19 protein-coding genes are annotated in these 17,661 nt (G+C 59.6%); 10 read left to right on the top strand and 9 right to left on the bottom strand.

The features are described from left to right. Positions 1-91: 91 nt before the first annotated feature. Positions 92-1,285, bottom strand: coding sequence for an enoyl-ACP reductase FabV (gene fabV / locus NTD80_RS19870; RefSeq protein WP_262134651.1), 1,194 nt, complete (start codon positions 1,283-1,285; stop codon positions 92-94). A 310-nt stretch (positions 1,286-1,595) separates the two neighbouring features. On the opposite strand from fabV, the gene NTD80_RS19865 reads away from it, so the two are divergent. Together NTD80_RS19865 and ppnN are read left to right on the top strand one after the other, a co-directional pair. Next, entirely contained in the window at positions 1,596-2,420 is an 825-nt protein-coding gene (locus tag NTD80_RS19865) for an aspartyl/asparaginyl beta-hydroxylase domain-containing protein (protein WP_262134650.1), read from the top strand. Between the two features lie 151 nt (positions 2,421-2,571). Continuing rightward, a complete protein-coding gene (gene ppnN / locus NTD80_RS19860; RefSeq protein ID WP_065901886.1) occupies positions 2,572-3,945 on the top strand; it encodes a nucleotide 5'-monophosphate nucleosidase PpnN in 1,374 nt (457 codons plus the stop codon). 1 nt (position 3,946) lies between these two features. Here the strand turns inward: ppnN and NTD80_RS19855 are convergent, their stop codons facing one another. Then, complete coding sequence (locus NTD80_RS19855; RefSeq protein ID WP_065901888.1) at positions 3,947-4,339, bottom strand: RidA family protein; 393 nt, start codon at positions 4,337-4,339, stop codon at positions 3,947-3,949. A gap of 145 nt (positions 4,340-4,484) precedes the next feature. On the opposite strand from NTD80_RS19855, the gene NTD80_RS19850 reads away from it, so the two are divergent. From NTD80_RS19850 to NTD80_RS19840, 3 genes are all read left to right on the top strand, one after another. Beyond that, entirely contained in the window at positions 4,485-4,742 is a 258-nt protein-coding gene (locus NTD80_RS19850; protein ID WP_262134648.1) for an AbrB/MazE/SpoVT family DNA-binding domain-containing protein, read from the top strand. Continuing rightward, the gene (locus NTD80_RS19845) at positions 4,739-5,134 is read left to right on the top strand and encodes a PIN domain-containing protein (protein WP_262134647.1); all 396 of its coding nucleotides are present in this window, start codon (positions 4,739-4,741) and stop codon (positions 5,132-5,134) included. Before NTD80_RS19850 ends, NTD80_RS19845 begins: the two co-directional genes overlap by 4 nt. 68 nt (positions 5,135-5,202) lie before the next feature. Continuing rightward, complete coding sequence (locus tag NTD80_RS19840) at positions 5,203-5,577, top strand: hypothetical protein (RefSeq protein ID WP_262134646.1); 375 nt, start codon at positions 5,203-5,205, stop codon at positions 5,575-5,577. A gap of 55 nt (positions 5,578-5,632) precedes the next feature. Here the strand turns inward: NTD80_RS19840 and NTD80_RS19835 are convergent, their stop codons facing one another. Both NTD80_RS19835 and NTD80_RS19830 read right to left on the bottom strand, forming a co-directional pair. Further along, positions 5,633-5,962, bottom strand: a complete 330-nt coding sequence (locus NTD80_RS19835) for a YXWGXW repeat-containing protein (RefSeq protein ID WP_157955096.1) — start codon at positions 5,960-5,962, stop codon at positions 5,633-5,635. A 131-nt stretch (positions 5,963-6,093) separates the two neighbouring features. Next, positions 6,094-6,993 carry a DMT family transporter gene (locus NTD80_RS19830; RefSeq protein WP_262134642.1) on the bottom strand — a complete coding sequence of 300 codons (900 nt, stop codon included), beginning with the start codon at positions 6,991-6,993 and terminating at the stop codon, positions 6,094-6,096. Between the two features lie 98 nt (positions 6,994-7,091). Here NTD80_RS19830 and NTD80_RS19825 point away from each other — a divergent pair, with 98 nt between their 5' ends. Next, positions 7,092-7,928 carry a LysR substrate-binding domain-containing protein gene (locus NTD80_RS19825; protein WP_262134641.1) on the top strand — a complete coding sequence of 279 codons (837 nt, stop codon included), beginning with the start codon at positions 7,092-7,094 and terminating at the stop codon, positions 7,926-7,928. A 70-nt stretch (positions 7,929-7,998) separates the two neighbouring features. Here NTD80_RS19825 and mqo read toward each other — a convergent pair whose 3' ends face one another. Next, complete coding sequence (mqo, locus tag NTD80_RS19820) at positions 7,999-9,645, bottom strand: malate dehydrogenase (quinone) (protein ID WP_262134640.1); 1,647 nt, start codon at positions 9,643-9,645, stop codon at positions 7,999-8,001. Between the two features lie 493 nt (positions 9,646-10,138). Here mqo and NTD80_RS19815 point away from each other — a divergent pair, with 493 nt between their 5' ends. Beyond that, positions 10,139-11,326 (top strand): MFS transporter, encoded by a 1,188-nt coding sequence (locus tag NTD80_RS19815; protein WP_106804803.1) that lies wholly within the window; start codon positions 10,139-10,141, stop codon positions 11,324-11,326. A 38-nt stretch (positions 11,327-11,364) separates the two neighbouring features. Here NTD80_RS19815 and NTD80_RS19810 read toward each other — a convergent pair whose 3' ends face one another. Continuing rightward, complete coding sequence (locus NTD80_RS19810) at positions 11,365-11,571, bottom strand: hypothetical protein (protein ID WP_262134639.1); 207 nt, start codon at positions 11,569-11,571, stop codon at positions 11,365-11,367. Between the two features lie 480 nt (positions 11,572-12,051). Here NTD80_RS19810 and dusA point away from each other — a divergent pair, with 480 nt between their 5' ends. Further along, positions 12,052-13,047, top strand: coding sequence for a tRNA dihydrouridine(20/20a) synthase DusA (gene dusA, locus NTD80_RS19805; protein ID WP_262134638.1), 996 nt, complete (start codon positions 12,052-12,054; stop codon positions 13,045-13,047). Positions 13,048-13,427: 380 nt separating this feature from the next. Then, positions 13,428-14,354 carry a transaldolase gene (gene tal / locus NTD80_RS19800; protein ID WP_262134637.1) on the top strand — a complete coding sequence of 309 codons (927 nt, stop codon included), beginning with the start codon at positions 13,428-13,430 and terminating at the stop codon, positions 14,352-14,354. Positions 14,355-14,537: 183 nt separating this feature from the next. Here the strand turns inward: tal and rssC are convergent, their stop codons facing one another. After that, positions 14,538-15,020, bottom strand: a complete 483-nt coding sequence (gene rssC, locus NTD80_RS19795; protein ID WP_003172602.1) for an anti-sigma factor antagonist RssC — start codon at positions 15,018-15,020, stop codon at positions 14,538-14,540. Beyond that, positions 15,020-16,201 (bottom strand): two-component system response regulator RssB, encoded by a 1,182-nt coding sequence (rssB, locus tag NTD80_RS19790; protein WP_017737359.1) that lies wholly within the window; start codon positions 16,199-16,201, stop codon positions 15,020-15,022. Before rssB ends, rssC begins: the two co-directional genes overlap by 1 nt. Before the next feature lie 276 nt (positions 16,202-16,477). Here rssB and NTD80_RS19785 point away from each other — a divergent pair, with 276 nt between their 5' ends. Then, the gene (locus NTD80_RS19785; protein ID WP_262134635.1) at positions 16,478-16,774 is read left to right on the top strand and encodes a PilZ domain-containing protein; all 297 of its coding nucleotides are present in this window, start codon (positions 16,478-16,480) and stop codon (positions 16,772-16,774) included. 62 nt (positions 16,775-16,836) lie between these two features. Here NTD80_RS19785 and NTD80_RS19780 read toward each other — a convergent pair whose 3' ends face one another. Beyond that, positions 16,837-17,526, bottom strand: coding sequence for a VacJ family lipoprotein (locus NTD80_RS19780; RefSeq protein ID WP_065901968.1), 690 nt, complete (start codon positions 17,524-17,526; stop codon positions 16,837-16,839). Positions 17,527-17,661: the final 135 nt, after the last annotated feature.

Here is a 17,661-nt window from a genome sequence, read left to right as displayed (position 1 = left end):
TCACTTCGGTGTATGCGTTACACCGCGGTGATGCTATCGCGGGCAAGCCCGACTCCCACATTAACCAGCTCTTAGATGTCTAGCGCGTGTTTCAGGCTTGGATCAAGCCGTTGATCTTCACGGTAGGGTTTACATCGGCGTCGTAGTCCACGCCATCGATCTCGAAGCCGAACAAGCGCAGGAATTCAGCCTTGTAGCCGGCAAAATCGCTGATCTCGTTGACATTGTCGTCGGTAACCTGGTTCCACAGGGCGGCTACCGCGTCCTGGACCTTTGGCTCCAACTCGGCCAGGTCGGCGCGCAGGCGACCGTCGGCGTCCAGCTTAGGCTCGGCGCCGTACAGGCTGTCCTTGAACAGGCCGTAGACCTGCTCGATGCAACCTTCGTGGGTGCCCTGCTCTTTCATCACCTTGAACAGCAACGACAGGTACAGCGGCATGATCGGGATCGCGGAACTGGCCTGGGTGACCACGGCCTTGAGCACCGAAACGCGGGCGTCGCCCTTCAGTGCGGCGAGGTTGTCGCGCAGGGTCAGGACTTTCTTGTCGAGGTCTTTCTTGGCTTCGCCAATGGAGCCGTTCCAGTAGATATCCTGGGTCAGCTTCTCGCCAAGGTAGGTGAACGCGGTGGTCTTGGCGCCTTCGGCCAGCACGTCGGCGTCACGCAGGGCGTCGATCCACAGCTGCCAGTCTTCGCCACCCATGACTTTCACGGTGCCGTCGATTTCTTCCTGGGTCGCCGGCTCAAGCGTGGTGTCGACCACAACGCCCTTGTCGGTGTTGATCCCGCGCAGGGTCACGGCCTTGCCGATCGGCTTGAGGGTGGAGTTGTGCACCACGCCCTGCGGGTCGGTGCGACGTGGCGCGGCCAGGCTGTAGACGACCAGGTCGATCTTGCCCAGGTCTTTCTTGATGGTTTCGATGGTCAGGCGCTTGATCTCGTCGGAGAACGCATCGCCATTGATGCTCTTGGCGTACAGGCCTTTTTCGACGGCAAACTTCTCGAATGCGGCGCTGTTGTACCAGCCGGCAGAGCTGAGCTTGCCTTCTTCGCCTTCTTTTTCAAAAAACACGCCCAGGGTATCGGCGCCGCAGCCAAACGCAGCACTGATGCGCGCGGCCAGGCCGTAGCCGGTGGAAGCGCCGAGGACCAGCACCTTCTTCGGGCCGCCTTCGATGGCGCCGTGTTGGGTGACGTAGTCGATCTGTTCCTTGACGTTCGCCTCACAGCCAACAGGGTGAGCGGTCACACAGATAAAGCCACGAACCCGCGGTTTGATGATCATAAAATTTCTGCCTCTTCCAAGGTGCCGAAGGCCAATGGTGGCCATTCAACTTCAATCGTACCGGTCTATGACGCCTGAAAAACCGAAGCGTCACGATAGTCGCAAATCTTCCGTTTACAAAATCCAATCCACTCACGCGTGGCAAAGGTTAAAAACGGTGTAGAGCCTTCACAATTTTGCACGATTTAAAACGCCTCTCCGGCACTGAACGCCTTATCATGACGTAGTTGTTTCAATATGTTTCAAACCCCCACCACTCGCGGCCACGGATCCGGACCTGTCGAATGGCGTCCTGCTGGAGCTGAGTGTCATGAACAAGTCTGCGTTGCATAAAAAGGCCGTATCGATCGCCTGGGTATTGGGCGTACTGCTGATTATTGCGCTCTTCCCCGAAACCACCCTGGTGTTTCTCGGCCTGGTGCTGGTCTGCGGCATCTACGATTTCCTGCGCAATGGCTTGTATGACGCGCCCACCATCAGGAAATACTTTATCGGCAGCGGTCGTAACACCTGGCTGCTGGCGCCGTTCAACACGCTGTTCGACCTGCTGAGTTCGCGCAACCGTCATGTGTATACGATGGCCGACCTGCCGCCCGCCTGGCGCGCAGACCTGCAGCAGGTGATCAGTGATGCCATGGCTCACAAGGATGAAATCATCGGTTACCTGGATGAACGCATGGCCGAGAAGAAGCGCGGCATGCTGTTTTTCCAATGGTACGGACGGCCGATCGAAACCACGCTGAACATTCCGCAACTGCGGGAGAAGCTGCCGTTCGTGAAGACTATCGGCGTATCGGTGTTCAACGAAAACCGTTCGACCTCCTTCCACTTCGGCCCGCTGCGTATGATGTTTCGCGTGCTCTACAACATGGCACCGGCGCCCCACCACGACGGCGTCTACATCCAGGTGGGCACGCACAAACACTACTGGCACGACGACCCGCTGTTTATCTTCGATGACACGCTGATGCACGCGTCCTTTAACAAGAATGATGCAAAACGCTATTGCCTGTTTATCGATATCGTACGGCCGACTCCGCTGCCTTCAGTATTGAACGCCGTGATCGCGGGGTTTGCCGGGCTGGTCTTTACCCTGCGTCGGGTTTTCTACAAAAACTGGAAGCTGATTCAGTAACTTCTGCGGCATGATGGTGCTGGACGGTGTTTGCACTCGGCGGCATGCCTGAGGTAAATAATCGTCTCGTGCGACCGTTTTCGGCGCCCATCATTCTCAAGCCATCGCGTAGTTCTATCGGGCGCGGTGGCTGTGCTTTCAAGGAATCAGAATGCCCCAACGTCAAGTCATCAATGCCTCCGTCAGCCCCAAGGGCAGCCTCGAAACCCTGTCGCAACGTGAAGTCCAGCAACTGAGCGAAGCCGGTACCGGCAGCATCTACACCCTCTTCCGCCAATGCGCCCTGGCGATCCTCAACACCGGCGCGCATATCGACAACGCCAAGACCATCCTCGACGCCTACAAAGACTTTGAAGTACGCATCCACCAGCAGGATCGCGGCGTGCGCCTGGAGCTGCTGAACGCACCGGCCGACGCTTTCGTCGATGGCGAGATGATCGCCAGTACCCGCGAGATGCTGTTCAGCGCACTGCGCGACATCGTCTACACCGAGAACGAGCTGGACAGCCAGCGCATCGACCTGAGCAACTCCCAGGGCATCACCGACTACGTGTTCCACCTGCTGCGCAATGCGCGCACGCTGCGCCCGGGTGTCGAGCCGAAAATCGTGGTGTGCTGGGGCGGGCACTCGATCAATACCGAAGAATACAAATACACCAAGAAAGTCGGCCACGAACTCGGCCTGCGCAGCCTGGATGTGTGCACCGGTTGCGGCCCTGGCGTGATGAAAGGTCCGATGAAAGGCGCGACCATTTCCCACGCCAAACAACGAATTACCGGCGGCCGCTACCTGGGCCTGACCGAGCCGGGCATCATCGCCGCCGAAGCGCCGAACCCGATCGTCAATGAACTGGTGATCCTGCCGGACATCGAGAAGCGCCTGGAAGCGTTCGTGCGTGTCGGCCACGGCATCATCATCTTCCCGGGCGGCGCCGGCACGGCCGAAGAGTTCCTGTACCTGCTGGGCATCCTCATGCACCCGGACAACCGCGACCTGCCGTTCCCGGTCATCCTCACCGGGCCGAAGCACGCCGCGCCGTACCTGCAACAACTGCATGCCTTCGTCGGCGCTACATTGGGCGAGGCCGCACAGGCGCACTACCAGATCATCATCGACGACCCGGCCGAAGTGGCGCGGCAGATGACCGCGGGTCTCAAGGCGGTGAAACAGTTCCGTCGCGAGCGCAATGACGCGTTCCATTTCAACTGGCTGCTGAAAATCGACGAAGGTTTCCAGCGCCCGTTCGACCCGACCCACGCCAACATGGCCAGCCTGCAACTGAGCCACGCGCTGCCGCCCCACGAACTCGCCGCCAACTTGCGCCGCGCGTTCTCGGGGATCGTGGCAGGCAACGTCAAGGACAAGGGCATCCGCCTGATCGAGCAGCACGGTCCGTATGAAATCCACGGCGACCCGGCCATCATGAAACCGCTGGACGAGCTGTTGCAGGCTTTCGTCGCCCAGCACCGCATGAAGTTACCGGGCGGCGCGGCGTACGTACCGTGCTACCGCGTGGTGCAATGAATTAGCGTTGTACCGCCACACATTTGATTTCCACCAGCAGACCGGGGTGTGCCAGTTCCGACACTCCGATCGTGGTCCAGGCGCAATGCCCGCGTGGGAACAGACGGTTTTTCACCTCGCGAAAAACCGCCATGTGCTGGCTCATGTTGACGTGGTAGGTGGTCATGTCCACCACGTCATCGAAGGTGCAGCCGCCCTCCTCCAGAACCTCCCGCAGATTCTCCCAGGCCGCGACGAACTGCGCCTCGGGGTCCTCGATCACCGCCAATGCAGCCGTCCGCCCGACCTGGCCTGCGCAGTACAACGTCTTGCCGACTTTGACCGCGGGCACGTAGCCGGCGCGCTCGACGATGGGGTGCATGGAAGGGGGAATGATGAGAAAGCGGTCGGTCATGGTTTGTATCTCTTTAAACCCTGTGGGCGGGAACAGTTCGGACTAGTGTTTTACCTGTTCCGACTAACCCACACCAGATGAGCGACCTATGGACCAACGGATATTGTCCTCTGTCACTCCTTACCCTAAGGTAAGGAATATAACGATGGAGATCTTCACTATGGCGACCGCCACACTGACCTCGAAAGGTCAAATCACCATTCCTGTCCAAGTCAGGACAGCCCTTGGCCTGGAAACAGGCGACCGGGTCGAGTTTGTTGAAATGGAAAACGGGCAGTTTTACATCATTGCCGCGAGCCACAGGGTTCAGGACCTCAAGGGCTTGATCCGCAAACCTGCCAAGGCCGTTTCCATCGAGGAGATGAACCAGGCCATCGCAGCACAGGGGGCAAAAGCCGGATGATCGGACTGGATACCAATGTGCTGGTGCGCTACGTCACCCAGGATGATCCGGTTCAATCCGCCAAGGCATCCGAGCTGATCGAATCGCTGACCACCGCCTCGCCCGGCTTTGTCAGCATGGTGTCGATCGTGGAATTGGTGTGGGTGCTGCAAAGCTGCTACCAGTCGGCCAAGAGCGATGTGGTGACGGTACTGGAAACCCTGCTACGGACCCGCGAATTGACCGTGGCGCATGGGGAGATCATCTGGCAGGCACTGCGCAAGTTTGTGGCGAACAAGGCCGATTTTGCAGACTGCCTGATCGAACGCTGCGCCCATGCCGCCGGTTGCAAGTACACGGCCACCTTCGATCTCAACGCGATCAAGACAACGGGCATGAAACGCCTGGGCTGAACCACAGCGTTGCGACTGCGGGCGGGCTTTGGTACAAACCGCTTTTACCTTTCGAGAGAAAGACTGACGTGCGCACGTTTCTACTCGCCGCCCTGGCCATAGCCCCGACCCTCGTCCTGGCCGACACCATCACCTGGCCCGACCTGCCGAAGAGCTGCTTTGTCAGCGGCCGCTCCGCCACCAGCATGGATGTCGATACCGGTTGCGCCGCCTTCCTGATCAACGTGAAAGGCCAGGCGGCGGGTACACCGATCAAGCTGGATATTCCCCAGTACGCCATGCACATCGACGAAGCCACCGGCAAGGAAACCCCAGTGATCCTCATCCAGGCAGAGGAGAATGGCGAGGTCAAGGCGGTGGGTTATAGGGAGTTGGGCACCGATCAATTGGGCGCGGCGCTGTTGCGGGAAGTTCGGCTGCTGGGGACCCAGAAGCCGATTTAAGGTTTTTTGCAGGCGCAAGCTTACGCCTGCAAAAACGCTACCGATTCAGCCGGGGTCAGCGAACCCAACCACCCGCCTGCCAGTGATACCCATCATTGCGCTGCACCCAATGCGGATGCACATAGCGATAACCTTCGCGCACCGGCTCCCAGTGGCCGTGCACCGCGACGTAGCGCCCGCCTTCCCAACGCCAGTAACCGCGTGACCAGATATAGCCGTAGCGAACCGGCGGCTCGACTTCAATCACCTGCACCGGCGGCGGTTGCGGCGCGACGACTTCGACATACTCACGTTGCACCGGCCTGCGCTCATGCACAACGCGTTCTTGCACACACCCGGATGCCGCGACGACCATGGCCGCCAGTGCCGCATAACGTAGCCACATAAACAATCCTCGGGCGCTGGCGCCCAGTACCTGCATCGCTGAAAAATGCCCCCTTGTTGCAGCCACGCTCCTGCTTGGCCCTGGGTACTTTTTAACAGGTGATGTCTGTCAGCTTGCTGAACCCGCCGCCCTCAAGCGCTGCACGCGACGGTCGGTCGTTTCAAGCGCACCAACAGCAGCCCGGCGGCGACCACGGCAATGCCGGCGTAGGTCGGCGCATGGATCACGTCGCCAAACATCAGTGCCGCCCACACCAGGGTGACCGGCGGCTCCAGATAGACCAGCGCGGCCACGTGGGTCGCGGTCATCACGCGCAGCAGCATCCACAGGCTCAAATAGGCGACGAAGGTCGAGAACACGGTGAGCCAGACGATTGAGATCAACACGTCAGGGTCGTGGGGAATACTCAGCGTGTCGGTGTAGAGCACGGCGCCGGTAAAGCCGATCAAGGTCAGCAGCGACTGGATGAACAGCGGCAACACCAACCCAGCGTCCGTTTTCTGCACCGTGCGGCGCTCATACAGGGTCGCCAGCGTCAGCCCCAGCGCCGCGGCGAGTGGCAACACGTACATGACCCAGCCGACGCTGCCTGCATCACTGCCATGCTGCCCAGCTATCACGATGGAAACCCCAGCGAAGCTGATCATCAGGCCGATCCACTGCCAGCCCCCACTGCGCTCGGTAGCGCTGCCGGTCGACAATGCCGCCGTCATCAACGGCTGCAACGCGGCGATGATCGCCGCGATGCCGGGAGGCAAGCCATTCTGGATCGCGACGTAGAGACAACTCAGATACAGGAACTGCGAGAGAAATCCGATCACGGCGTAATGGCGAACCTGTGCCCACGAGACCCGCAACAACCTCACGTTGAGGAACAGTCCCAGGCACACCGAGACCAACAGAAAACGCCAGAACAGCAAGTTGAACGCACCACTACCCTGCGTGCCCAATTTGGCGCCGATATAGCCTGAGCTCCACGACAGCACGAACGCCACCTGCAACAGCAGCCGCTTTAAGGTTGATCGCGTCATGAAGCCTCCGGTCAGTGCACGTTGACTGAAAGGCTAAGGGCCACGCATGATTCTGTATATTTGAATAACCTGCACTATCAATCCGCAATAGTGGAATCATGGCCAGACAATTGAATATCGACTTGTTACGCACCTTCCACGCCGTGGCGCGCTTTCGGCGCTTCAACGAGGCGGCCGAACATGTGCACCGCAGCGCGTCGACCGTGACCACGCAGATTCAAAAACTCGAAGACCAAGTCGGCCAACGCTTGTTCAGCCGCAGCAACCAGGGTGTGGAGCTGACGCTGTACGGCCTGAAACTCCTCGGCGAAACCACCGAATTTCTCAAGAGCCACGACCGCCTGCTGATCACGCTGATGCCCCAGCGCATGCAGGGCAAAATCCGCCTGGGCATTCCCGACACCTACGCACCGGCATTCATGCAGGAATTCCTGCCCGACTTGATCGCCGACAACCCGCTGCTCGAACTGGAAGTAGAAGCACGTACCAGTGGTGAACTGCTGAATTTATTCATGGCAAACCAGCTGGACCTGGCCATTACCGTGAGCGCACAACCGCTGGCACAGGGTGAACGCCTGGGGTCGGTTCAACCGTTGTGGGTTGCGGCCGAGGGCTTTAGCTGTGCGTCGAACGGGGCATTGCCGATCACCGTGCCTGTCGCCGGCTGCCCCTACCGCGCGGCGGCCTTGCAGGCGTTGAAGGATCACGGGGTTTACCACCGTGTGTTGCTGGAGAGCCCCAACTCATCAGCGGTTGAAGCCTGTGTGCGCAGTGGCGTGGCGGTAGGCCTGATGGAAAAAAGCCGCATGGGCGAAGGGTTGAAACACGTGACGGAACTGCCGCCGCTGTCGGCGCAGCACCTGTACCTCCTCTGCGATACCGGCAATGCATTGGCGTTGCACCTGCATGAGCAGGTCAGGCACTTCAAGGTGTAGCACTGCGCATAAAAAAGCCCGCTGACCGTTACCGGTTCAGCGGGCTTTTTACACAGGCTCGGTACTTGGCTTACAGCGCCAGGTCAGAAGCCGGCTTGGTCGGCTCAGCCGCAGGCTTGGCAGCCTCGGTGGCCTTTGGAGCGGTGAGCTGCGGAATCGCAGGCGGTGGGGTCAGTTGCAGGATACCGGCGGTGTACGCCCATTCCTTGGCAACAGCCTCAGGACTGTCGTTCAGCTTGGTGCCGTAGCTCGGTACGATCTGGTGCAGTTTTTCCTGCCACTCAGGGGTCGCGACCTTGTCCTTGAACACTTTCTGCAGCACGGTCAGCATGATCGGAGCCGCGGTGGACGCGCCTGGCGATGCACCCAACAGGCCTGCGATGGTGTTGTCGGCGGAGCTGACCACTTCGGTACCGAGTTTCAGGACGCCGCCCTGCTCTTCGTCACGCTTGATGATCTGCACGCGCTGACCGGCTTGCCACAGGCGCCAGTCTTCTTTCTTGGCGTTCGGGAAGTACTCTTTCAGCGCGTTGTAGCGGTCGTCATCCGACAGCATCAGTTGGCCGGCAAGGTACTCGACCAGTGGGTATTCGCGAATACCGACTTTGGTCATTGGCCAGATGTTGTGGGTGGTGGTGCTGGTCAGCAGGTCCAGGTACGAGCCTTCTTTCAGGAACTTGGTCGAGAAGGTCGCGAATGGGCCAAACAGGATGACGCGCTTGCCATCAAGCACGCGGGTGTCCAGGTGCGGAACCGACATCGGTGGCGCGCCAACCGAAGCCTTGCCGTAGGCCTTGGCCAAGTGCTGCTCGGCGATGGCTGGGTTATCAGTCACCAGGAACGAACCACCCACTGGGAAGCCGGCGTATTCCTTGGCTTCCGGGATACCCGACTTCTGCAGCAGGTGCAAGGCACCGCCGCCAGCGCCGATGAACACGAACTTGGCGTCGGTTTCAGTCTTGGTACCGTCTTTCAGGTTTTTGTAGCTGACGCGCCACGAACCGTCGGCGTTCTTGGTGATGTCCTGCACCTCGCTCGACAGTTTCAGATCAAACTTCGGCGTGGTTTGCAGGTGAGCGACGAACTGGCGGGTGATCTCGCCGAAGTTCACGTCGGTGCCGATCGGGGTCCAGGTGGCCGCGATTTTCTGGTTCGGGTCACGCCCTTCCATCATCAGCGGAACCCACTTGGCGATCTGCGCCGGGTCTTCGGAGTACTGCATGCCGGCGAACAACGGGCTGGCTTTCAGTGCTTCGTAACGCTTCTTGAGGAACTTGATGTTGTCATCGCCCCACACAAAGCTCATGTGCGGCGTGGAGTTGATGAACGAACGCGGGTTCTTCAGCACGCCCTGCTGGACCTGCCAGGACCAGAACTGACGGGAGATCTGGAACGCTTCGTTGATTTCGACCGCTTTAGGGATCTCAACGTTGCCGTTCTTGTCTTCGGGGGTGTAGTTCAGCTCAGCCAGGGCCGAGTGACCGGTACCGGCGTTGTTCCAGCCGTTGGAGCTTTCTTCGGCCACGCCGTCGAGGCGCTCGACCATTTCCATCGACCAGTCCGGCTGCAGCTCATTGAGCCATACACCCAGGGTCGCACTCATGATGCCGCCGCCGATCAGCAGCACATCGACTTTCTTTGCCTCTTCCGCGTGAACGGACGTTATCCCCAGCGACAAAGCCAGCCCCAGCAGGGCAGTGTTTACTTTTTTAAACATCAGTAGCACCTATGATAAAACGCCATCCGCCCTGCCGATCCGGATCATGGGCACCCCTCAATCACGCTGCGCCAGGCAACGCATCGTGGGGTGTGCACATTCATTCGGGGACCGCAGGGTGGGCACACAAGGCCGACGTGTCGACCTCACTTTTATGTCCCTTCTGCGCTGACTTCTTATCATTATTGGCTTCAGCTACCTGGGCGACAGCCAATCACCGGGACGTATACGGGTGTACGCACCGGGGAAAGACTAGACCAAGACGGCGCGCAGAATATCACGCCAAACAGCGGTTATGCGCTGTTTGGCCAATTGACAGCTCTAAAACGCGGGTTTTAACGCTTTACTGTCAAGCCCGATGGGCGCGACGTGGGGTCACAGGGTAGCCAGGGCGATGGAACTCTGCCGGAAAAGGCTGTTCTAGACACCTTCGTCGCTGCTTGCGTAGCATCGGCGGCTCTCCTTCGTGCCATTCATCCAAACAGAGCGATCCATGTCTATCCACCAAACTCCCGGGCACGTGCTGCCCGCGCGCAGTGCCGCCAAAATGGAAGCGGCCATGGCCGTGGGCGCTTTCGCTATCGGTACCGGCGAATTCGCCATCATGGGCCTGATGCCCGACATTGCCCACAACCTCAACCTCAGCGAACCCCAGGTCGGCCACGCCATCAGTGCCTATGCGCTGGGCGTGATGGTCGGCGCGCCACTGCTGGCAATCCTCGGCGCCAAACTGCTGCGCAAACATATGTTGCTGTTGTTGATGGGGCTGTATGCCCTGGGCAACCTGGCCACGGCGTTCACCCCGACCTTTGGTTCACTGGTGGCTTTCCGCTTTATCAGTGGCCTGCCCCACGGCGCCTACTTTGGCATCGCGGCCGTTGTCGCCTCCAGCATGGTGCCCACCGACAAACGCGCCGGCGCCGTCGCGCGGGTAATGATGGGGCTGACCCTGGCGATGCTGCTGGGCAACCCGATTGCCACCTTCCTCGGCCAGTATCTGGGCTGGCGTTCGGCATTTGCACTGGTCAGTGCCATCGCCGTGTGCACGATTGCGCTGGTCTGGCGCTACGTCCCCGATCGCCGCGATGAACCGCGCAGCGACCCGCGCAAGGAACTGCGCGCCTTCACCAAACCCCAGGTGTGGATGGCCCTGGCCATTGGCGCCATCGGCTTTGCCGGGATGTTCTGCGTGTTCAGCTACCTGGCGCCGACGATGCTTGAAGTCACCAAGGTGTCACCGCAATGGATTCCGTTCGGGCTGGCCGCCTTTGGCGTCGGCGGAATTATCGGCAACATTGCCGGCGGCAAACTGTTTGATCGCCTGCAATTTCGGGCGGTGGGTTTGATTCTGGTGTGGTCGATGGCGGTGCTGCTGTTCTTCCCATTCGCCGCCGGGTCGCTCTGGGGCGTGCTGCTGGGCATCGGCCTGGTCGGCACCATGGTGTCACTGGCGGCACCGCTGCAAATCCGCCTGATGGACATCGCGCACGAAGCGCCGAGCCTGGCGGCTGCGTCCAACCATGCCGCGTTCAACCTGGCCAACGCGCTGGGCCCGTGGTTTGGCGGCATGGCGATTACAGCGGGGCTGGGATGGACCAGCACCGGTTATATCGGCGCGGCCACGGCGCTGGTCGGGCTGGGCGTTTACCTGATCGCGCGACGGATGCAGGGCGGTCATTGAACGAAAAAGGGGCAGGCGACCCTGCCCCGATCACGGGTTTAATCGTGCAGCAAGCCTGAGCTGTACTGGCTGAAACTACTGCCCAACCCGCTCCCGCCAATGTTCACCTTGGTCGCATTTGCGGCGCCATGACCATCGAACGACTGGCAGCCTTCGGAAAGGCATGTACTGGTGCTGACGCCCGCGCAACCACTGAGCAGCACAACACCGGCAATAAGCATGGTTTTTATCAGGTTCAAGCGCATTTTTCAGATCCCTGGCGGCTGAAGCGTGAACGAATGTGTCGTGCGGGTGATCCTATGCCTGTGGGTTGCCAGGCATCATGAAGTTTCTCTACATGACAGCTGCGGTTCAGGCTGCAATCAATACGCGGGCAGTCGATTCAAAAAACACCCACCAGAACAAAAAGGAATTATTCACGTTTGTTGGTGATGAGATTAATACATAGCATATGACGGTGATAGCCTGGAGCCATTACTGCACTGCGCCACTCTTTTTTCACAATGACTTTTTGCGGTGTCGGGGGCGAGGAGATCCCCTCTCTTCGGTCGACTGGCATGCAGGCGCAACCTTCACCGCCGCGCCAGTCTCGAGATTTTTCATAAAGGACTGTCGTTTCGGGGTGATTGAAGCCGGGCATCCTGGACCAGGGCAGGCAGAGCACGAATCCTGCCCTTGATTCCTGATAAACTCGCCCCCTCTGCCTTACCCACTCAGATTGTCCAATGTCCCTGACCAGCGCTTTATCGCAACCCTTGTCCCGCCGCTTTTCCGTCGCCCCTATGATGGATTGGACCGACCGCCACTGCCGGTACTTCCTGCGCCTGCTCTCCAAGCACGCCCTGCTTTACACCGAGATGGTCACCACCGGCGCAATCCTGCACGGCGATCACGAACGCTTCCTGCGTCACAACGAAGCCGAGCACCCGCTTGCGTTGCAGTTGGGCGGCAGTGTGCCGGCGGATCTGGCTGCGTGCGCGCGCATGGCTGAGGCTGCGGGGTATGACGAGGTGAACCTGAACGTCGGCTGCCCGAGCGACCGGGTGCAGAACAATATGATCGGCGCGATTCTGATGGCGCACCCGGCGTTGGTGGCGGATTGCGTGAAGGCGATGCGGGATGCGGTGTCGATTCCGGTGACTGTGAAGCATCGTATCGGGATCAACGGCCGGGACAGTTACGCCGAGCTGTGTGATTTCGTCGGGCAGGTCAAGGACGCGGGCTGCACCAGTTTTACCGTGCATGCGCGGATTGCGATTCTGGAGGGGTTGTCGCCCAAGGAGAATCGGGACATTCCACCGTTGCGTTATGACGTGGCGGCGCAGTTGAAGCAGGATTTTGCCGAGCTGGAGATTATCCTCAATGGCGGGATCAAGACGCTGGAACAGTGCCACGAGCACTTGCAGACATTTGACGGCGTAATGCTCGGCCGCGAGGCCTATCACAATCCGTATTTGCTGGCAGAGGTGGATCAGCAGTTGTATGGCAGCTCGCAGCCGGTGATCAGCCGGGCTGAGGCGCTGGCGCAGTTGCGGCCTTATATTGCGCAGCACTTGGCCACGGGCGGTTCGATGCATCACATCACGCGGCATGTGCTGGGACTCGGCACGGGTTTCCCCGGGGCGCGCAAGTTTCGGCAGTTGTTGTCGGTGGACATTCATAAAGCCACGGCCCCTTTGGCGTTGCTGGACCAGGCTGGGGAGTTGTTGGAGGGGCGCTGATGGGCTGCGTGTCAGGGAACTGTTGAGTGGCTGGACTGTTGTGGCGAGCAGGCTTGCCCTGCGTTGGGGTGCGAAGCGCCCCCAGTAGGACTGATGCGATTTTTCAGTTGGAACGCGTTCATAGGTTTTAGGGGCGCTGCGCGACCCAACGCAGGGCAAGCCTGCTCGCCACAGGGAGACGGCTTCCACTGGCTGCGCTGCCCGAAAGGCAGTTGGGTTGAACCTGCCGGCCGTTTTGCCCTCCTATTTAGCAGCTCGATCAGTCATTCAAACGGCTGTTTTCAGGTTGTTACCCTCGCAAACGATCGAACGCATTTGCGCCCTTGAGCGCCTGCCAGCGCTCGGGTAATGTCATCAGACCCATAGGACAGAGCACGCCCATGACTTCCAAGCTGGAACAACTCAAGCAATTCACCACTGTCGTAGCCGATACCGGCGATTTCTCAACCCTCGCCAAGCTCAAGCCGCAAGACGCCACCACCAACCCTTCCCTGCTGCTCAAGGCCGCCTCGATTCCAGGCTATGCCAAGCTGCTGGATGAGTGCGTGAAGGACTGCAACGGTGATGTCGGCCTGGCCAGCGACCGGTTTGCAGTGGCCGTCGGCCAGGAGATCCTGAAAGTGGTGCCTGGGCGCATCTCCACCGAAGTGGATGCGCGCCTGTCATTCGATACCGACGCCGTGCTCAAGCGTGCGCATCGCCTGATCGACCTGTACGACAAGGCTGGTGTTGGCCGTGATCGCGTGCTGATCAAGATCGCCTCCACCTGGGAAGGTATCCGCGCGGCGGAGAAGCTCGAGAAAGAAGGCATCCAGACCAACCTGACGCTGCTGTTCTCCTTCGCCCAGGCCGTAGCGTGCGCAGAAGCCGGCGTGTTCCTGATCTCGCCGTTCGTGGGCCGTATCTATGACTGGTACAAGAAGGCCAATGGCAATGACTACACCGGCGCCGAAGACCCAGGGGTGCAGTCGGTAACGCGCATCTACAACTACTACAAGGCCAATGGCTACAAGACCGTGGTGATGGGAGCGAGCTTCCGCAATCTGAGCCAGATCGAAGAGCTGGCCGGGTGTGATCGCCTGACCATCAGCCCGGACCTGCTGGAGAAGCTGGCAGCCGATGAAGGCAAGCTGGAGCGCAAGCTTTCGCCAGGCCATGCCGGTGAAACCCGTGTGCATCTGACAGAAGCGCAGTTCCGTTGGGAGTCCAACGAGGATGCGATGGCCACCGAGAAGCTGGCCGAGGGGATTCGTCAGTTTGCTCGCGACCAGGAGAAGCTGGAGGCGTTGCTGACTGCCAAGCTGTAAAAGCGGCGGCAGCAAAAAGGGCGGCACCCTCGCGGGTACCGCCCTTTTTTGTGTTTCATCGATCTTGAGCCGGCCACCGTTCAAGCTGCAGGAGCACGCTTGCTCACGGGTGCGGCAGCAACAGATAGGCTGACTGACGCGCCGCCATCGCTGGCAAGCCAGCGCCTACCGTTGGAATTCAGGTCAGTGGCGTTCGAGGGCATTCACGAGGTCGTGGAACGCTTCGCGATTGGACTCGTTCAGGCCCATCAGGATCTTGTGCGCTTCCAGCACCTTGACCCGCACCACTTCCTCGGACTGATCCTGGGAAGGCAGGTCGGTCAGGCATTCTGGGCATGGGATCGGGCGATCAACGATGTTGAACACCTGGTCAAAACCCATGGACTGCAGCAGACGGGTGATGTCTTCATGGGTGGTGACGACCGTCGGCAACAGGCCGACCTTCTGCCGAGACAGAATGGACAACTTGGCCAACAACCCAAGGGTGGTGCTATCGATGCTGCGGGTTTCGGTCAGATCAATCACGATCGCCGAAAAATTCAACGCTGTGAAAATCCGCTCAATCGTCGCATCCAGCGCCGAACACAAGGTCAGGCGCACTTCACCGACAAATTTCAGGACGAAGGTCCCGTCTTGCTCGGCGAATTGGATTCTTCCGGTACTCATCAAAGATTCCTGCTCAACACCAATAGGGCGATATCATCCGGCATCTCCCCTAGCGTGGCCAATCCAAAAACCTGCCGCAGGCCATCCAGGCTGCCGCCCGCCGACTTGACCTTTTGGGGCAAGGCGGCTTCTTTCTCTTTGAGTGTAGGCTCTGGAAGCAGGTCCAGGATGCCATCGGACATCAGCGTCAAGCTGAACGTCGGCGGCAGCTCCAGGATGTGGTCTTCGTAGGTCGCTTCATTGAACAAGCCTACGGGCAGGCCACGCCCTTCCAGGTAGCGCACACTGTCGGGAGTGTACAAAACCGGCATCGGCAGGTGACCGCCGATGCTGTAGGTCAAAAGACCGGTTTCTTCATCAATCACGCCGCCTACCATCGTCACGTGCTTGCCCAGCTTGCAGCTGATCAAGCCCCGGTTGATGTGGCCCAACACCTCGGAGGGGGTGAACTCCGGCAAGGTGCCATTGCGCTTGGATTCGAACAACAGCCGTGTGGTCATGAACTTCAACAACACGGTTACAAAAGCAGAGGATGCGCCATGGCCGGAAACATCGGCCAGGTAAAACGCGACACGCCGCTCATCAACACGGAAGTAGTCGACGAAATCACCCGACAGGTACAACGACGGGATGATCTGGTGAGCGAACTGGAATTCGTCGATGGTCCACGGGCTGACCGGCAACATGTTCATCTGCACCTGGCGACCGGCATTCTGGTCTTCCTGGAGCAGGTTCAGGCTGGCTTCGAGTTCGCGGTTGGCGGTTTCGAGCTTTTCGCGGTAACGCTGGTTTTCCAACAACAGGCGTGCACGGTCCAAGGCGCGACGTACCGAGTGCTCCAGCACCGCCAGGTCTTCCAGGGGCTTGATCAGGTAGTCGGCAGCGCCCAGGCGCAAGGCCTCGACGGCATCGTTCATCACCCCGGCACCGGACACGACAATCACCGGCGTCTGCGGGGCAAGCTCGGTCACCTGGCGAATCAGCTCGAGGCCGCCCATCTGGGGCATGCGCAGGTCGCAGATCACGAGGTCGGGCTTGTCGCGCTCGAACACTTGGAGACCCTGTTGGCCATTGCTGGCCTGCAGGACGCTGAAGCCACTGTCTTCCAAATAGGCCGCGAGGCTCGCGCGCACTACTTCGTCGTCATCGATTATCAGCAGCGTGGCACTGGTTTTTTGCATGTGGGCAAACGGCGCCAGAATTAGGTTGGCGTAGGTGGCTCGGCAATGGCCGGGCGCACGTACTGGATTCGCTTTCTAGCCTCTCTGTCCTACAACATACGGGATTTTAGCCCACGCACAACGGTAAAGCAGAGGTGCCCTTCTAAGGCGCAGACGGTACTCCCATCCGCCAGGGGTTTCAAGCTCATGCCGATGGTCGCCGGGCGTCTTTACACCGCAAATCACCGGGAGTTATAAGAACGGGCACGACCACAACACAAAGTAAGGATGGAACCCATGAGCGAACACGAGCGCGACTACGCCGAAAAACGCGATTTCATCCGCATGCGCGTGGATGCCGATGTGTCTCTTATCCACGCCGGGCAGGAGATTGCCGGGGTGTGCGTGGACCTTTCAAGCGCCGGAATGCAGGTCCAGGCGCCTCGCCAATTCAACGCAGGCGATCACCTGACGGTGCGCATCGAATCGGAGCACGCCGCACTCAAAGGGTTGGAGGCGGACACCGAAGTGGTCTGGACCAGGACCACCGGTGACGAGCAGCAACTGGGCCTCAAGATCTTGAAAATGCACTGAAAAGTGCGCACAAAAAAAGGCGACCGCCAGGGTCGCCTTTTTTCATTTCAAAACGTCACGGCTTAGAAGTCGTCGACGACCTTGCCATCCTTGACCTTGAACTCACGGTTCTGCAGGTAGGCGTTGCGGATAAACGTGTATTTGTCGCCGGTGATCAGCTTTTCGCTGTCGAGCAGGCTGGCACGGGTGTCCACGATATTCAGGCCGAAGGTGCTGTTGCGCCAGCCGATATCGTTCATGTAGCGGTACGGTTGAGTGTAGCTGTCCACGTACTTGGACGGCGCGTCACGCAAGGTGCTCGGGCCCAGCAACGGCAGCATCACGTAAGGCCCGCTGCCGACGCCCCAGTAGCCGAGGGTCTGGCCGAAGTCTTCGTCACTGCGCTGCAGCCCCATTTTGGTGCCGACATCGATAAAGCCCAGCACACCGAAGGTGGTGTTCATCAGCAGGCGAGCCGTGTCCACACCCGCCGCATGCGGCTTGAGTTGCAGCACGTTGTTGGCCAGGTTGCCGACATCGCCGATGTTGCGGAAGAAGTTGTGCACGCCGTCCTGCACGAACTGCGGGGTCACAAACTGATAGCCCTGGGCCAACGGCTTGAGCGCGTAGGTATCCACGGTGTCGTTGAAGGTGAAGATCGGGCGGTTGACGCTTTCCCATGGATCGTCTTCGGACGCGGCCTGTGCGGCGAACGGCGCCAGCAGCACAGTGGCACACACCGACAGCTGAGCGAAGTAGTGGCTCCAGCGCATAGCTTTTGCTCCTTGAATGGTCTGTCATGGGCGCTATGCCCTGAATAAGACGGCCAGTATATGACGGAAGTGTCCAATTAGGCAGCATGCAGGAAACGACATACGGGAAATGCACAAAATTCCTACAATTAACCC

Source organism: Pseudomonas sp. 13B_2.1_Bac1, from assembly GCF_025466155.1.
In the GTDB taxonomy this organism is placed as follows: Bacteria; Pseudomonadota; Gammaproteobacteria; order Pseudomonadales; family Pseudomonadaceae; genus Aquipseudomonas; species Aquipseudomonas aylmerensis.
Note: the sequence above shows the minus strand (reverse complement) of the source record. Positions and strands in the feature narration are given on the sequence as shown.

Coding starts and splice junctions, on each gene's coding strand:
- NTD80_RS19815 (WP_106804803.1), top strand. CDS start 10,139: ATGTCTATCCACCAAACTCCCGGGCACGTGCTGCCCGCGCGCAGTGCC.
- NTD80_RS19825 (WP_262134641.1), top strand. CDS start 7,092: ATGGCCAGACAATTGAATATCGACTTGTTACGCACCTTCCACGCCGTG.
- NTD80_RS19835 (WP_157955096.1), bottom strand. CDS start 5,962: ATGTGGCTACGTTATGCGGCACTGGCGGCCATGGTCGTCGCGGCATCC.
- tal (WP_262134637.1), top strand. CDS start 13,428: ATGACTTCCAAGCTGGAACAACTCAAGCAATTCACCACTGTCGTAGCC.
- NTD80_RS19865 (WP_262134650.1), top strand. CDS start 1,596: ATGAACAAGTCTGCGTTGCATAAAAAGGCCGTATCGATCGCCTGGGTA.
- rssB (WP_017737359.1), bottom strand. CDS start 16,201: ATGCAAAAAACCAGTGCCACGCTGCTGATAATCGATGACGACGAAGTA.
- NTD80_RS19845 (WP_262134647.1), top strand. CDS start 4,739: ATGATCGGACTGGATACCAATGTGCTGGTGCGCTACGTCACCCAGGAT.
- NTD80_RS19830 (WP_262134642.1), bottom strand. CDS start 6,993: ATGACGCGATCAACCTTAAAGCGGCTGCTGTTGCAGGTGGCGTTCGTG.
- mqo (WP_262134640.1), bottom strand. CDS start 9,645: ATGTTTAAAAAAGTAAACACTGCCCTGCTGGGGCTGGCTTTGTCGCTG.
- NTD80_RS19850 (WP_262134648.1), top strand. CDS start 4,485: ATGGAGATCTTCACTATGGCGACCGCCACACTGACCTCGAAAGGTCAA.
- ppnN (WP_065901886.1), top strand. CDS start 2,572: ATGCCCCAACGTCAAGTCATCAATGCCTCCGTCAGCCCCAAGGGCAGC.
- rssC (WP_003172602.1), bottom strand. CDS start 15,020: ATGAGTACCGGAAGAATCCAATTCGCCGAGCAAGACGGGACCTTCGTC.
- NTD80_RS19810 (WP_262134639.1), bottom strand. CDS start 11,571: ATGCGCTTGAACCTGATAAAAACCATGCTTATTGCCGGTGTTGTGCTG.
- NTD80_RS19785 (WP_262134635.1), top strand. CDS start 16,478: ATGAGCGAACACGAGCGCGACTACGCCGAAAAACGCGATTTCATCCGC.
- NTD80_RS19780 (WP_065901968.1), bottom strand. CDS start 17,526: ATGCGCTGGAGCCACTACTTCGCTCAGCTGTCGGTGTGTGCCACTGTG.
- fabV (WP_262134651.1), bottom strand. CDS start 1,285: ATGATCATCAAACCGCGGGTTCGTGGCTTTATCTGTGTGACCGCTCAC.
- NTD80_RS19855 (WP_065901888.1), bottom strand. CDS start 4,339: ATGACCGACCGCTTTCTCATCATTCCCCCTTCCATGCACCCCATCGTC.
- dusA (WP_262134638.1), top strand. CDS start 12,052: ATGTCCCTGACCAGCGCTTTATCGCAACCCTTGTCCCGCCGCTTTTCC.